Annotated in this window: 8 protein-coding genes; 3 read left to right on the top strand and 5 right to left on the bottom strand. The window is 61.2% G+C overall.

Annotated features, from left to right (window positions below; genetic code table 11):
• Positions 1-5: 5 nt before the first annotated feature.
• From QNH97_RS12375 to QNH97_RS12365, 3 genes are all read left to right on the top strand, one after another.
• Positions 6-1,802, top strand: a complete 1,797-nt coding sequence (locus QNH97_RS12375; RefSeq protein ID WP_283557082.1) for a methyl-accepting chemotaxis protein — start codon at positions 6-8, stop codon at positions 1,800-1,802.
• A 325-nt stretch (positions 1,803-2,127) separates the two neighbouring features.
• The gene (locus QNH97_RS12370; protein WP_283557081.1) at positions 2,128-3,927 is read left to right on the top strand and encodes a thiamine pyrophosphate-requiring protein; all 1,800 of its coding nucleotides are present in this window, start codon (positions 2,128-2,130) and stop codon (positions 3,925-3,927) included.
• A gap of 429 nt (positions 3,928-4,356) precedes the next feature.
• Positions 4,357-6,825 carry a bifunctional diguanylate cyclase/phosphodiesterase gene (locus QNH97_RS12365; RefSeq protein ID WP_283557080.1) on the top strand — a complete coding sequence of 823 codons (2,469 nt, stop codon included), beginning with the start codon at positions 4,357-4,359 and terminating at the stop codon, positions 6,823-6,825.
• Positions 6,826-7,984: 1,159 nt separating this feature from the next.
• On the opposite strand, the gene QNH97_RS12360 is transcribed toward QNH97_RS12365, so the two are convergent.
• Genes QNH97_RS12360 through nosZ form a run of 5 tightly spaced genes read right to left on the bottom strand, consistent with a single transcriptional unit; the run spans position 7,985 to position 13,549 of the window.
• Positions 7,985-8,512, bottom strand: coding sequence for a nitrous oxide reductase accessory protein NosL (locus tag QNH97_RS12360; RefSeq protein WP_283557079.1), 528 nt, complete (start codon positions 8,510-8,512; stop codon positions 7,985-7,987).
• 30 nt (positions 8,513-8,542) lie between these two features.
• Positions 8,543-9,373: an ABC transporter permease gene (locus QNH97_RS12355; RefSeq protein WP_283557078.1), complete on the bottom strand. Its 831-nt coding sequence runs from the start codon at positions 9,371-9,373 to the stop codon at positions 8,543-8,545.
• Positions 9,370-10,287, bottom strand: coding sequence for an ABC transporter ATP-binding protein (locus tag QNH97_RS12350; RefSeq protein WP_283557077.1), 918 nt, complete (start codon positions 10,285-10,287; stop codon positions 9,370-9,372). The genes QNH97_RS12355 and QNH97_RS12350 overlap by 4 nt, the downstream gene beginning before the upstream one ends.
• Complete coding sequence (locus QNH97_RS12345) at positions 10,284-11,603, bottom strand: nitrous oxide reductase family maturation protein NosD (RefSeq protein ID WP_283557076.1); 1,320 nt, start codon at positions 11,601-11,603, stop codon at positions 10,284-10,286. Before QNH97_RS12345 ends, QNH97_RS12350 begins: the two co-directional genes overlap by 4 nt.
• Positions 11,604-11,629: 26 nt before the next feature.
• On the bottom strand, positions 11,630-13,549 hold the full coding sequence (nosZ, locus tag QNH97_RS12340) for a TAT-dependent nitrous-oxide reductase (protein ID WP_283557075.1): 1,920 nt from the start codon (positions 13,547-13,549) through the stop codon (positions 11,630-11,632).
• Between the last annotated feature and the right edge of the window lie 25 nt (positions 13,550-13,574).

The following is a 13,574-nucleotide window of genomic DNA, read 5'->3' as shown; positions in this document are numbered from 1 at the left end:
GCGGCATGCAGACGTTAAAGGCCTTGTACGAGTCTATCGAAATGCAATTTTTCGATACGCTCACCAAAAAGCTGTCGAGCCTTTTCCTGTTGGTCGTGGTCAGTGGGTTGTTGTACTGGGTCGCCCTGAGTGCACGCGCTGACATTGTCTTGCAGCTGCGCGACGCGCAGCTGGATGCCGGGTTGCTGGGCCAGATCGAGGGCCGGCTCGACAGCCTCACCCATGCCCTGCTCTTCGGCACGCTCCTGACGCTGGGCATGATCAGTTTCATGGTCTGGTACTTTCGCCACCTCATCGTGCGTCCCGTCACCGCCATGACCAAGGCCCTGGAAGAGATCGCCAACGGCGAAGGCGATTTGTCCAAGGACCTTCCCCTGGTGACCCACGACGAAATTCGCGTGCTGGCCGGCACCTGTAACCGTTTCCTGGCCAAGCAACGGGAGATCATCAGTAACGTCCAGGCGCTGACCGTGCACATCGCCGTCGAATCGGCCCGCTCGCTGAAAAACATCAGCGATTCCAGCGACAGCGCCACCCACCAGGCGCGCTTCGCCAAGGAAGTGATGGACCAGAGCAACACCGCCGTAGGCCGCATCGAAGAAGTCTCGCGCCAGACCCAAGGCATCTCCAGCACCACCGCCCAGAACCTGAGCATGGCCCGCGACTCCTATGCCGAGCTGCTGGAAGTGACCGGCAACATCAGCGAAATCTCCAACAGTCTCAGTGAGTTTGCCACGCTCGTGGGGGCCTTGAACCAACGCTCCTCAAGCATCAAGTCCATCGTTGGATTGATCCAGCAGATCTCTGCCCAAACCAATCTGCTGGCCCTCAACGCCGCCATCGAAGCCGCCCGGGCTGGCGAGAGCGGTCGGGGTTTCGCGGTGGTGGCTGATGAAGTGCGGACCCTGGCGCAGAACGTCAGCCGCGCCACCGATGATATCTCCCGCAACATCGACGCCATGCTTGAAGAAGTCGGTTCTACCCACGAACAGACCACCCAGATCAGCCACAGCGCCCGGGAAACCCAGAAAGTGGTGGAGCGTGCCTCCGGCCATTTCGAGAGCATGATCGGCGATTTCGAATCCACCAACGGCAAGCTGGCGGACATCGCCACGCATATCCAGCAGTTCGCCGACAGCAACACGGGCATCAACGAACGGGTCACCCAGATCCATGCCGACAGCCAGTTGATCGACCAGCGCATGCAGCATTCGGCGACGGCCACCCGTGACCTGTCCGGCGTTGCCGAAAAGGTCCAGGCACTGTTGGGCCGGTTCGTGCTCGGCCACGGCAAGCTGGATGCCGCCATCACCCGCGCCAGCCAATGCCGGGACACGCTTCAGGAGCGCCTGGAGGCGCTGCAAAGGGAAGGTCTGAACCTGTTCGACCAGAGTTACCAATTGATCCCCGGCACTGACCCCAAGCAGTACATGACCAGCTACACCGAACGCTTTGCCCAGGCCTGCCAGGAAGAGTGCGACAAGCTCACCCGCAGCACGCCGGGGGGCAAGGTTTCGTTCATTGTCGATAGCAAGGGCTATTGCCCGGTGAACAACAGCTGGGTCTCCAAGCCACCCACCGGTGATCGTGCTGTCGACCTGCCGGTGTGTCGCAACAAGCGCATCTTCGGCGACCCGATCGGCCTGCGCGCAGCCGGCAACGTCCAGCGTTTCCTGCTCCAGACCTACCTGCGTGACACCGGGGAGATCATGACCGAGATCGACGTACCGTTCTTCTTCGGCGGCCGTCATTGGGGCAACTTGCGGGTGGGGTTCGACGCGGCGGTGTTGTTGGCGGAGTGATTCCAGGCACGATGGGAATCCAGCCTGCTAGACGTTGTATGTAAAGAGCCTGCCACCGGCAGGCTTACACAAACTTGCATGTGCCCGCATTCCAGACATTCCTCGCCTGCAGCCAGTTGAAAGGCTCCCCTGTCCCCGGCCGGTATTGCGGCTGGGTTTTGACAACCTCGCCCGATACACACTGCGATACAGCCCGCCTGGCATTAACCCCCTGCCCTCGAAAAAATCGAAACCTTGGACGCAGCGCCGGGGTCCAGTCCTGTATGAACACAAAGCGCTGCACGCCACCCGAAGGCGCTGCGGCCCATCAACGTGAGGGACAGACATGAGCATGACCGTCGGTGATTTTCTGGTGGAACGTCTTTACCAATGGGGGGTTCGCCGCATTTATGGCTATCCGGGCGATGGTATCAACGGTGTCTTTGGCGCCTTGAACCGCGCCGATGGAAAAATCCGCTTCATCCAGGCGCGTCATGAAGAGATGGCCGCCTTCATGGCCTGCGCCCATGCCAAGTTCACCGGCGAACTGGGCGTATGCATCGCCACCTCGGGGCCGGGGGCCTCGCACCTGATCACCGGCCTCTACGACGCCCGAATGGACCACATGCCCGTGCTCGCCATCAGCGGCCAACAGGCCCGCACTGCCCTGGGCGGGCACTACCAACAGGAACTGGACCTGGTCAGCCTGTTCAAGGACGTGGCCGGGGCGTTCGTCCAGCAGGCCAGTGCGCCCTCCCAAGTGCGCCATCTGCTCGACCGCGCCGTACGCACGGCAGTGGGTGAGCGTCGGGTCACGGCACTGATCCTGCCGAATGACCTGCAGGAAATGGAATACTCCGAACCACCGCACAAACATGGAACGGTTCACTCCGGCGTCGGCTATCGCAAACCCAAAGTCGTGCCCTATGAAGAGGACCTGCGCAAAGCCGCCGACGTCCTGAACGCAGGCAAGAAGGTCGCCATCCTGGTCGGCGCCGGAGCTCTGCAGGCGACAGACGAAGTGATCGCTCTCGCCGAAAAACTCGGGGCCGGCGTGGCCAAGGCCCTGCTCGGCAAGGCTGTCGTGCCGGATGACCTGCCCTGGGTCACCGGCTCCATCGGCCTGCTGGGCACAAAGCCCAGTGACAACCTGATGGCCGGTTGCGACACGTTGCTGATGATCGGCTCTGGCTTTCCCTACGCTGAGTTCCTGCCACCCGAAGGCCAAGCCCGGGGCGTGCAGATTGATATCCAACCGGACATGCTCAGCCTGCGATACCCGATGGAGGTCAATCTGCAGGGCGACAGCGTCGACACCCTGCGAGCGTTGTTACCCCTGATCGAGGAAAAGCCCGATCGGACCTGGCGCAAGAAAATCGAACACTGGCGGGCGGACTGGGACAAGACCCTGGAAAAGCGCGCATTGATGTCAGCCAAGCCGATCAACCCGCAACGGGTGACATTCGAGCTATCGCCCCGGTTGCCGGATCACGCCATCATCACCTGCGATTCCGGCTCCTGCGCCAATTGGTACGCCCGGGATATCAAGATCCGGCGCGGCATGATGTGCTCGCTGTCCGGTGGCCTGGCCTCAATGGGCGCCGCCGTGCCCTACGCCATCGCCGCGAAATTCTGTCATCCGCAGCGGCCTGTGATCGCCCTGGTCGGCGATGGTGCCATGCAGATGAACAACATGGCCGAACTGATTACCGTGGCGAAATATTGGCAAACCTGGGCCAACGGCACCTGGATCTGCGCGGTGTTCAATAATCAGGACCTCAACCAGGTGACGTGGGAACAACGGGTGATGGAAGGCGACCCGAAATTCGAGGCCTCCCAGAACATTCCGGACGTGCCCTATCACCTGTTCGCCGAATCCATTGGCTTGAAAGGCATCCTTGTGGAGCATGAGGACAACGTGGCTGCTGCCTGGGAGGAAGCACTCGCTGCCGGCCGTCCGGTGCTGATCGAATTCAGGACCGATCCAGACGTGCCACCGCTGCCGCCGCATATCAAACTGGACCAGGCGAAGAAATTTGCCTCGACCTTGCTTCAAGGCGATCCGAACGAGCGAGGCATTGTGGTAGAGACCGCCAAGCAGGTTTTGGGCGCTCTGCTACCGGGTCATCGCAAGGATAAAGAGTGAGGCAATCCCATAAAGGGGTGAAACGCAGTGACTGGCTGGCGGAAACGCGCTGGTCATTGCGCTTCGCTTCAAGTCCTGCACATCACCCCAGGGGGTATGACGCGACAGAAAAGAATGTCTTTTACGCATGAATCAAGCAAAACTCATTCAACTTTTAGTCTTTCCTGCAATAAAAGTTCGAAACACCGCCTTATCAAGCAACCCCTTCCCATCCGGATACGGCACTGCCCTGCGCACCATTATCGATCATGACTAAGTTAATCAGCCTGACAGCCGATAAAGAGCATGTGCGGGTGATATCGCTTTTTAGCTGATGACTTATTTATGACCGAAGATGCTGGCCACAAATCCTCCGTTTTCCCTCCGGGCTCGCCAACCCGAAGTTTCACTCGTCGCACGTTTCCGGCCATCATGTTCCTGCTTTTTGTCATGTCCGCTCTGGCTATCGCGGTGTTGCTCAACATCACCGGGGCCCAGGACGAACGCGCCCGCGAACAGAGTCTGTTTTTTGCCCAGCGGGCCATCGACGGTATCCGCACCGGCATCTCGCGTGACCTGAGCGATTACTCCAAGTGGAGCGATGCCTACCGGCACCTGCATGTGGTGGTTGATAAAGACTGGGCCTACGAGCAGGAAAATGTCGGCAGCAGCGTTAACGATCTCTACGGCTACCAGGCGGTATTTGTCATTTCCCCGACAGGCAAAACCGTCTATTCAGTGATCGATGGCCAGATGAATGAGATTGAGGCCGACACCTGGCTGGCTGGCGATCTGCGAGCGCTGGGAAAGAAAGCCAGCACGCCAGAGAAGCGTGATGAAGTCGTCGTTGAGCTGCTGCATCACGAGGGCATGCCGGCATTTGTCGCCGCTTCCGCCATCACCACCGGCACGGACACCAGCGTGCCCGAGATTCCGGGCCCACCCAGCCTGCTGTTGTTCGTGAAAGTACTCGATAGCGCCGCCCTGCAAAACCTGGCGCGGGACTTTGCCCTGCCGGATGCCCATATTTCCAGCTCGCCGGGACAGGCCGGGACAGCCCAGGTCTCCCTTGACGGACAGACCCAGGAGGCCCTGACCTGGAATCCGCCAACCCCCGGCAAGGATCTACGCAAAATATTGCTGCCCTTGCTGATCCTGGCGCTGCTCTTTCTCGGGATCCTGGCGCTGGCCGTGTTGCACCATGCCCTGGCCATGCTTCGTGCCCAGGAAGGCCAGTACACCAGCCTGCTGGCCCACCGCAAAGCGTTGGAGCGCAGCGAAGAACGCTTCCGGGACATTGCCGAAGTGTCGTCTGACTGGTTGTGGGAGGTCGACTCCACCGGAACGTTGACCTACCTGTCCGACCGTTTTGAACAAGTGACCGGGTTCAGCCCCATCGAGTGGTTGGGCAAGCCCCTCCATCGGCTGCTTCACCCCCATGGAGGGTCAATTTCGATTGCCCAATGGCTACTCGGCGGCGCCAACAGTGCTTCATCCGCCCCGTTGCTATGCGAATACACCGCGCGCAACCAGCGCATACGCACCTGCAAACTCTCGGTACGGGCCATCGAAGCCGGCACCTTGGGGTTTCGCGGCACCGCTACCGATATCACCGAGGAGCTGCGGGCGCTGGCCCAGATCAAACATCTTTCCCTGCACGACCCGCTGACCGGGCTGGCCAACCGAAACCGCTTGTTCGATTGCCTGCGCGAGCACCTGGACCGAGCTGACGGCACATCGCTGGCGGTGTTGAACCTGGATATGGACCGATTCAAGCCGGTCAACGATTCCCTGGGCCATGCCGTGGGGGACAAAGTGCTCAGGGAAGTGGCGCATATCCTTCAGCAAAACGTGCGCGGCACCGACCTGGTGGCGCGTCTGGGCGGCGATGAGTTTGTCATCGTCATGCCCGACCCCGGCGATGCGCGCGACCTCGATCAACTCTGTGAGCGCCTGATCGACTGCATGCAGCGCCCGATGCATCTGGACGGTAACACGCTGTACCTGGGGGTGAGCATCGGCGTTGCCTGGTCACAGCCGGGTAACGAACACGCTGATGAACTGCTGCGCCACGCCGACATCGCCTTGTATGCGGCCAAGGCGGCGGGCCGCAATACCTGGCGCGTGTACGTGGAAGCCATGGGTAATGTGGCGCGCGATCGTCGGCGATACGAGCAGCAATTGCGCCAGGCGATGCATGAGGATCAACTGGAATTGCGTTATTTACCGCGTTTCAACGTGAGCGCCGAGCAATTGCATGGTTTTGAAGCCCAGACCTTTTGGCATCATCCCGAGAAAGGCGAACTGGGTGGGTCCGATTTCATACCGGTCGCCGAAGCGTCGGGCCAGTTGGAGGAACTGGGGACCTGGATGCTGATTAACGTCTGTGAAGAAGCGGCGTCCTGGCCGACTGCCGTCAGCGTGTCCATCGCGGTTTCGCCCAAGTGGTTCAGCAGCAGCTTCCTGCTTAGTCAGGTGCAAACGGCCCTTGAAGCGAGCGGCCTGGATCCTCATCGATTGACCCTGGAAGTGGCTGAAGGGGTCCTGTTGGCCGACCATAAGAGCGTCGCCAGTACCCTTCATGCCCTGAAGGATCTCGGTGTACGGATCAACATCGACAAGTTCGGCACCAGCATCGCTTCCCTTCGCGAAGTCTTGAACCAGCCGTTCGATGGCATCCGCTTCGATCGCAACATCTTGGCCCAACTGGGCCTGGAGCATGATCAGGAAGGCGTCCTGGCGATGATCCGACTGAGCCGCAGCGTCGGGCTCATGGTCACTGCCGAAGGCATCGAAAACGCCCGGCAATTCAGCCAACTGCGTAGCGTGGCCTGCGACCATGTTCAGGGCCCCTACTTCGGCTCGGCGCTGGCACGCTCGGAGATGGCTTCGTTTTTCACTACTCCGCGGTGGTTGTAGGGCACGCTCGGGTGCGATAGATGCTGGGGGTCATAGGGCGTGTGTATATCCGTTTTTTCGGTAACGGCGACTGGCGGTTCCGCCCTGACGGCGGCTCACTTTTGAGAAGCCTGCGCGGCCCGGCGAAAAGTAAGCAAAACGCTCTTGCCCCACCACTTGGTGCCTCGCCTAGGCTCGGCATGCCCTCACTCCGGCATTGCTCCGTGGGCCCGCCGCGAAGGACCATCCATGGTCCAGCGCGGCTATCCCGGCATCCATGCCGGGATGCCCACTGCGCAATGCCTGCGTTCGGCCAGCGTGGTTAACGGGGCGCCCGAGATCAACGTCCGCCGCGAGGCGGCCTTATAGCCGACCTGGTTTGGGGTGAACGCATTCCTCCTGTGGGAGCGAACCTGCTCGCGAAGGCGGAGGGTCAGTTTGCGGTGATGTTGGCTGTGCCGACCTCATCGCGAGCTCCCACAGGTTTTTGTGTCATGTGCAGATGCTGTGAACACACCCGCAACTCCATGTGGGAGCGAGCCTGCTCGCGATAGCGGAGGGTCAGTTTGCGGTGATGTTGGCTGTGCCGACCGCTATCGCGAGCAAGCTCGCTCCCACAGGTTTTTGTGTCGTGTGCAGATGTTGTGAACACCCGCAGCTCCATGTGGGAGCGAGCCTGCTCGCGAAAGCGGTGGTTCAGCCACATAGATGCTGGAGATGCCCGCTCTTGCTTTGCTTTAGATCTTGATCTTGATCTTGATCTTGATCTTGATCTGGGCGCCCCATTAACCACGATGGCCGAACGCAGGCATTGCGCAGTGGGCACCTCGGCATGGATGCCGAGGTAGCCGCGCTGGACCATGGATGGTCCTTCGCGGCGGGCCCACGGAGCAATGCCGGAGTGAGGGCATGCCGAGCCTAGGCGAGGCCCAAGTGGTGGGGCATGAGCGCTTTGGTTACTTTCGCGCTCTTCGAAAGTGACCCGCCGTAAGGGCGGAACCCTAAGCAGCCGTTACCGCAGCAACGGATATACACCCAAACCACAAGTCCAAGCCCCCTCAAAAAAACAGCGCTTTCCCCTAAGAAGAAGCACCGCATTTCCTTAAGTGAACAGCATTGCGCTCCACAAGGTACTTGAGATGAATGCAAGTCTCCCGAGCCACGGGTAACCGCCAATGTCTCAATGACTCATCGGCCCCATCGCCATCGCCTGCCCCAGCACCTTCTGATCAATGTCCTCCAACCGCAGCACCCGCCCTCCGCTGTCCCTGGCAAGCTTTTCCGCCGCCTGGGCATCGGAGAACGAAGCCAATACAACGCCCATAGCGCCCTCGAGCCCGGAGCCGATCACAAAATAGGCGGTCCTGGCATCGATCAGATGAGCATCATCCGGCGCATTCCACTGACTACCCCCCATGTCGTGAACGTACAGCTTCACATCGGCCCGATGGTTTTCCGGCTGCAACCACCAGCCCAGCATTTCCGCCGGCGAGCAGAACTTCTTGACCTCACCCGCACCGACAGCCGCCCCCTTGGGCCCGGGGAAATCGTTGATGACCATGCCGCACACGTGGCACTCGTCACTGGGGTGAAACGCCAACGCCGCTTCGGTGGCCGGTGGCAAACTGGCCTTGTCACACGCCACCAGCGCCAGGCACACCAACACCCCGACCAAGAGACGGCTCGCCTTGAAGTACAGCCTGTTCATCGTTACATGCTCCTTTATTAAGATCAGAAGTCACGGGCACCGGCGATTGAACAACCGATAGGCCAGCCACAACGGCAATGCCACCCATAGCCCCAGGCACAACCACAACAGAGGCCCCGCCACCGGTAGATCGCTGCCCAACGTCAGCACGGCAGCGCCGCTGGAAGCGGAGTCGAACCCCGACAGGTTGATTAGCCGATACACATCCGTGGGGTTGAACAGCAGCAACCACGGCAACAGATCCGGGCTGAAGTGGCCCTCGCTGAGCACCAGCAGCGCCAGCAGCACCAGGTCGAACACCAGCACGAAGAAAAACCACACCCCCAGCGCCAACCCGGCGGCGGTGGATTTTTCCGCCGACAGAGCACTCAGCACATAGGCCAGCCCGAGAAAACCCCAGCCGAGCAAGGTGGTGGACAACATGAAGCGGCCGAAGGCCCAGAGCAGCAGGCTCAATTCGACATCGTCCACCAACAGACCGATGGCAAGCATCGCGCAACCAAAGCCAATCACTGTCGCCAAAGTCAGGATCAGGCCGTGACCGACGAACTTGCCCAGCAGCAATTGGCCGTGTCCCAACGGATAAGTCAGCAACAGCAGTAAGGTGCCGCTCTCGTCTTCGCCGACAATCGCGTCATAGGCCAGCAGCAAGGCGATCAAGGGCATCAGGAACGTCGCCAGACTGGCCAGGCTCGCCACCGTCGCCGGCACCGAAGTGAAACCCAATTGGCCGGAGGCCGCCGCGCCAAGCCAGGCGATGCCGATGGCCAGCACCGCGAACAACAGACTGATTGCCAGCAACCAGCGGTTGCGCAGGCCATCGCTGAACTCCTTGCGGGCCATGCTCCAGATCGGATTCATTGGGCGGCCTCCTCGGCTGCGGCGCGGACCATGTAATACCGGTACAGATCCTCCAGGGACGGCGGTTTGATCTCGACATCCGTGGGGTTGTCCTGCGCCAGCAACTGGCGCAACAAGGCGAGCTTGCTGCCATCCGGTGCAGACACCTGCAAGCCTTCGGCGCCCCAGCCCTGGGTGACATGCCCTTCGCTGCGCCAGCGTTCCAGCAGTTGCGCAGAACGGGTCAGCCCCGAGGCGCGGATCAGGGTCGGCAACCCCGCATCCTCGCGCAGCCGGGCCAGGCTTCCCAAGGCCAGCAGGCGGCCCTGGGTCAGGATCGCGGCGCGGTTGATGTGCGCTTCGACGCCCGGCAGGACGTGGGAACACAGAATGATGCTGGTGCCCTGCCAGCGCAGGCGATCGAGCAGTTGATAGAGGTCCTGGGTGGCGATGGGGTCCAGGCCAACGGTCGGTTCGTCCAGCAGCAACAGCCGCGGCTGGCCGAGCAAGGCCTGGGCCAGGCCGAGGCGTTGACGCATGCCCTTGGAGTAGGTGCGTACCCGGCGCCGGGCCGCGTCCGCCAGCCCCACCTCTTCCAGCAAACGCTCGACCTGTTCCGGCGCCGCGCCTTTGAGCCGGGCGAAGTGGCGCAAGGTCTCCAGCCCGCTCAACTGCGGGTAGAACATGACGTTTTCCGGCAGGTAACCGAGCAGTCGCCGCACGCTCGGGTCGCTGGGCTCGCGGCCGAAGACTCGCACCTGCCCTTCGCTGGCCCGTAGCAAACCGAGGATCAACTTCATGGTGGTGGTCTTGCCCGCACCGTTGTGCCCAAACAAGCCGAGGACTTCGCCCTGGCCCAAGTTGAGGTTCAGTCCCCGCAGCACGGTGACCTCGCCGTAGTGTTGGCTGACGCCTTCGATCTCGACGACATTCAAGGCGCGTCCTCCTGAGCACTGTTGCGTGATGGGGGACAGACCGGTGTTTCCATCAACGGATGGCTGTCCATCACCCCAGGGGACTTCATCACCGGGAACGCCCGCTGCACCCAACGCAGCAGCTCGATACCCGGGCTGTTCATCAGCAACCGTACTTGCGGGTACAGCCACAGCAGGCGATCGACGTTGTCATTGGGCTCATAGGCCACATCCCCGACCCCGTCACCGTTGCGGTCCCAGCCCAGGTAGTCGCTCCAGTAATTGCCGCGCCCCTCCGCCGACCATTCCTGCAGCCGGGTGGCAACGTATTTGACTTGGCGCTGGTTGTGAACGAAGGCATTGCCAGCGATGCGGTTGTCCTCGGAGCCGGCAGTCAGGTGGATGCCCACGGCGCTGCGCTCGAAATGATTGCCTTCGATGCGGTTGAATAACGAGTTGTAGATGAACAGGGCCTTGCCCTCGGCGCCGGTGATCATGGTGTCGCCGGTGGACCCGTCGCGCACGTCAGTGACGAAGTTGTCGCGCAGGATGGAATAGGTGATGTAGTTCATCAGGATCCCGTAGTTCTGATCCTGTTCGGAGCGGTTTCCGATCACCGTCAACTGACGGCTTTGCATCAAGGCGTAACCGGTGCGGGTGCGCCGGGTGACGTTGTCCAGCAGACGGTTATCGTTGGCGAACATGTAATGCACGCCGTAGCGCAGGTCCTCCAGGGTATTGCCCTGGAGCAGGTTGCCGCTGGAGGTGTCGATGTAGATGCCATCGCGGGTTTCGTGCACCTGATTGCCGATGACCCGGGCGCCGTGCACGGCGTAGAGGTGGATGCCGTTGCCGCGGTCCTGGGAGCGCAGGCTCGGGTCGCCCTGGATGCGGTTGTCGATCAGGCTGACGTCGCGGGTGCCATCGACCCAGATGCCGAAGCCCGGGCCCTGCATCCGGTTTGCGCGAACCACAGCCCCTTGGGCGCCAGGCTGGATGAAGACGGCAGCATTCATGGCCGTCAGGTCATGGCCCCAGTCCAGGAACGTACAACCCTGGACCTGGACGTTCGGGGCCCGGATGATCAATCCATTGCCCTCGCCCTGCCCTCGCAATACCGCGCCTGGCGCACAGGTGAGGGTCATCGGCTGATCAATGCTGAACGAGCCCGGGTATTGCCCCGCAGGCAGGCGCCATTGCTGCTCGCCCTCGGCCTGCAAAGGCAGATTGGTGATCGGCTGCGGCGCGGCGAACGCGCCAGCCGTCAGCAAACACAGCACCAGCGCAATGACCGGTTGGCACACGTGGCCCATCGATTGCTGCGTGTTCCCGGTCATTGCGCCGGCCTCCTCGATGAGCCGACTCAGGCTTTTTCAACCAGCATGCGCCCGACCATTTCCATGTGCAGGGCATGGCAGAACCAGCTGCAGTAGTACCAATGCAAGCCAGCCTTATCGGCAGTGAAAGTGATGGATGAGGTCTGTTGTGGGCTGATCTCCATGCTCGCGCCGTGGTTGGTCATGACAAAGCCATGGCTGACGTCCTCGATCTGGTCGATGTTGGTGATCGTCACCGTCACCTCGTTACCCTGTTTGACGGTGAACTCCGTCAGCCCATAGGCCGGCGCCATCGACGTCATGTACACCCGGACCTTGTTGCCGTCGCGGATGACCTTGTTGTCGGTTTCCAGGTTGATGCCGTCTTTCTTGGCCAACTCCACGGTGCCGGCGAAGAACGGATCGTTGCGGCTCCAGATTTTCTGGGTCTTGATCTGATCGCGCCGGGCGAGGATGCAGTCGTGGGGTTCGGCGAATGCCGGGCCGTCGTGTACCAGCTTCATTTCTTCGCCGGAGATGTCGATCAGTTGGTCGTTCTCAGGGTGCAGCGGACCCGTGGGCAGGAAGCGGTCCTTGGAGAACTTGCACAGCACCACCAACCATTTGCCGTCCGCCTCGCTGGTCTCGGTCAGGGACGCGTGGTTGTGCCCGGGCTGGTACTGCACATCGAGTTTCTGCTTGATGTAGTTGACCTTCTCGCCCTTGTAGGCGCGAATCGCCTCTTCCATGTTCCACTTCACCACCTGGCTGTCGATGAACAAGGTGGTGTAGGCATTACCGCGCCCGTCGAAGGTGGTGTGCAGCGGCCCCAGGCCCAGCTCGGGTTCAGCGACGATCACTTCGCGCGGGTCTTTGAAGCGGTCGGCGAACAGGTCATCCAGGCGGTCGATGGCGATCATCGAGACGGTAGGCGACAGCTTGCCGTTGGCGATGAAATATTTGCCGTCGGACGAGGTATTGAGCCCGTGGGGGTTCTTCGGCACCGGGATGTAGCGGGTGAATTCGGAATCCTTGCCATCGGTTTTGCGACCATCCACCACCGGCACCTTGGAGCCGTCCAGGGTGATGAATTTACCGGCCTTGATCGCCGCTTCGATGCGCGGGATGTTGTAGACCACCACCCAGTCGCGCTCGTTGCGCATCATGCCGCCCAGGTCATAGGCCTTCTCGGAGTTGTAGCAAGTGCTCGCGGCATATTTGCCGGTGTAGTCGGCGTCGGTGTTGTCCAGGTTGCCGTCAACGATCACCTGGAAGGCCATTTCCATTTTCTCGGCGTCGATGGCGTTGAACATCGTGAAGCTGTTTTTGTCTTGCAGGTCGAAGGTGTGGCCGTCGTTAGGGTGCGGGATCACGAACTCGGCGTTGGCGAACACGTACTTGGTGTGTGGCACCTTTTGCAGGCGTAGGCCATGGATGGCTTGCACGTTGGGCACGGTGAGGATTTTGTCGCACTTCATGATGTCCAGGCGAATGCGCGCGACCCGGGAGTTGGCCTTGTCGTTGATGAACAGGTACTTGCCGTCGTATTTGCCGTTGGTCATGGAGATGTGCGGGTGGTGGCAGTCGCCGTTCTGGTATTTGGCGCTGTCACCGAGGATGCGCTTGCTCTCGTTGGTCAGCCCCCAACCGGTTGCCGAGTCCACGTTGAACACCGGGATGCGCATCAGCTCGCGCATCGACGGCACGCCCAGCACCCGCACCTCGCCCTGATGGCCGCCGCTCCAGAAACCGTAGTACTCGTCCAGCTCGCCGGGCCCGACGTGGACCTTGGACTTGGCCTCCTTGGCCGCCGCCGCCCAGGACTCACGGGTGAACGTCCCGGCCCCCAGCGCCGTAGCGCCGGCCAGTACCGCCCCGGTTACCGCCCCCGTGCCGAGGAAACTGCGCCGGCTGACGCCCCGGGGCTCTTCCGCCGCCCCAGTGTGTTCGGTTTTTTTATCGCTCATGCTGTGTGCTCCACGAAGAAGGAAA

The sequence above is a fragment of the Pseudomonas sp. G2-4 genome, assembly GCF_030064125.1.
Classification (GTDB): Bacteria; Pseudomonadota; Gammaproteobacteria; order Pseudomonadales; family Pseudomonadaceae; genus Aquipseudomonas.
This window is presented reverse-complemented; position numbering and strand designations above follow the sequence as displayed.

What these genes read in the sequence shown, in the direction of transcription:
- QNH97_RS12375 (WP_283557082.1), top strand. Translation starts at nt 6, where the DNA reads ATGCAGACGTTAAAGGCCTTGTACGAGTCTATCGAAATGCAATTTTTC.
- QNH97_RS12360 (WP_283557079.1), bottom strand. Translation starts at nt 8,512, where the DNA reads ATGAACAGGCTGTACTTCAAGGCGAGCCGTCTCTTGGTCGGGGTGTTG.
- QNH97_RS12355 (WP_283557078.1), bottom strand. Translation starts at nt 9,373, where the DNA reads ATGAATCCGATCTGGAGCATGGCCCGCAAGGAGTTCAGCGATGGCCTG.
- QNH97_RS12345 (WP_283557076.1), bottom strand. Translation starts at nt 11,603, where the DNA reads ATGACCGGGAACACGCAGCAATCGATGGGCCACGTGTGCCAACCGGTC.
- nosZ (WP_283557075.1), bottom strand. Translation starts at nt 13,549, where the DNA reads ATGAGCGATAAAAAAACCGAACACACTGGGGCGGCGGAAGAGCCCCGG.
- QNH97_RS12370 (WP_283557081.1), top strand. Translation starts at nt 2,128, where the DNA reads ATGAGCATGACCGTCGGTGATTTTCTGGTGGAACGTCTTTACCAATGG.
- QNH97_RS12365 (WP_283557080.1), top strand. Translation starts at nt 4,357, where the DNA reads ATGTCCGCTCTGGCTATCGCGGTGTTGCTCAACATCACCGGGGCCCAG.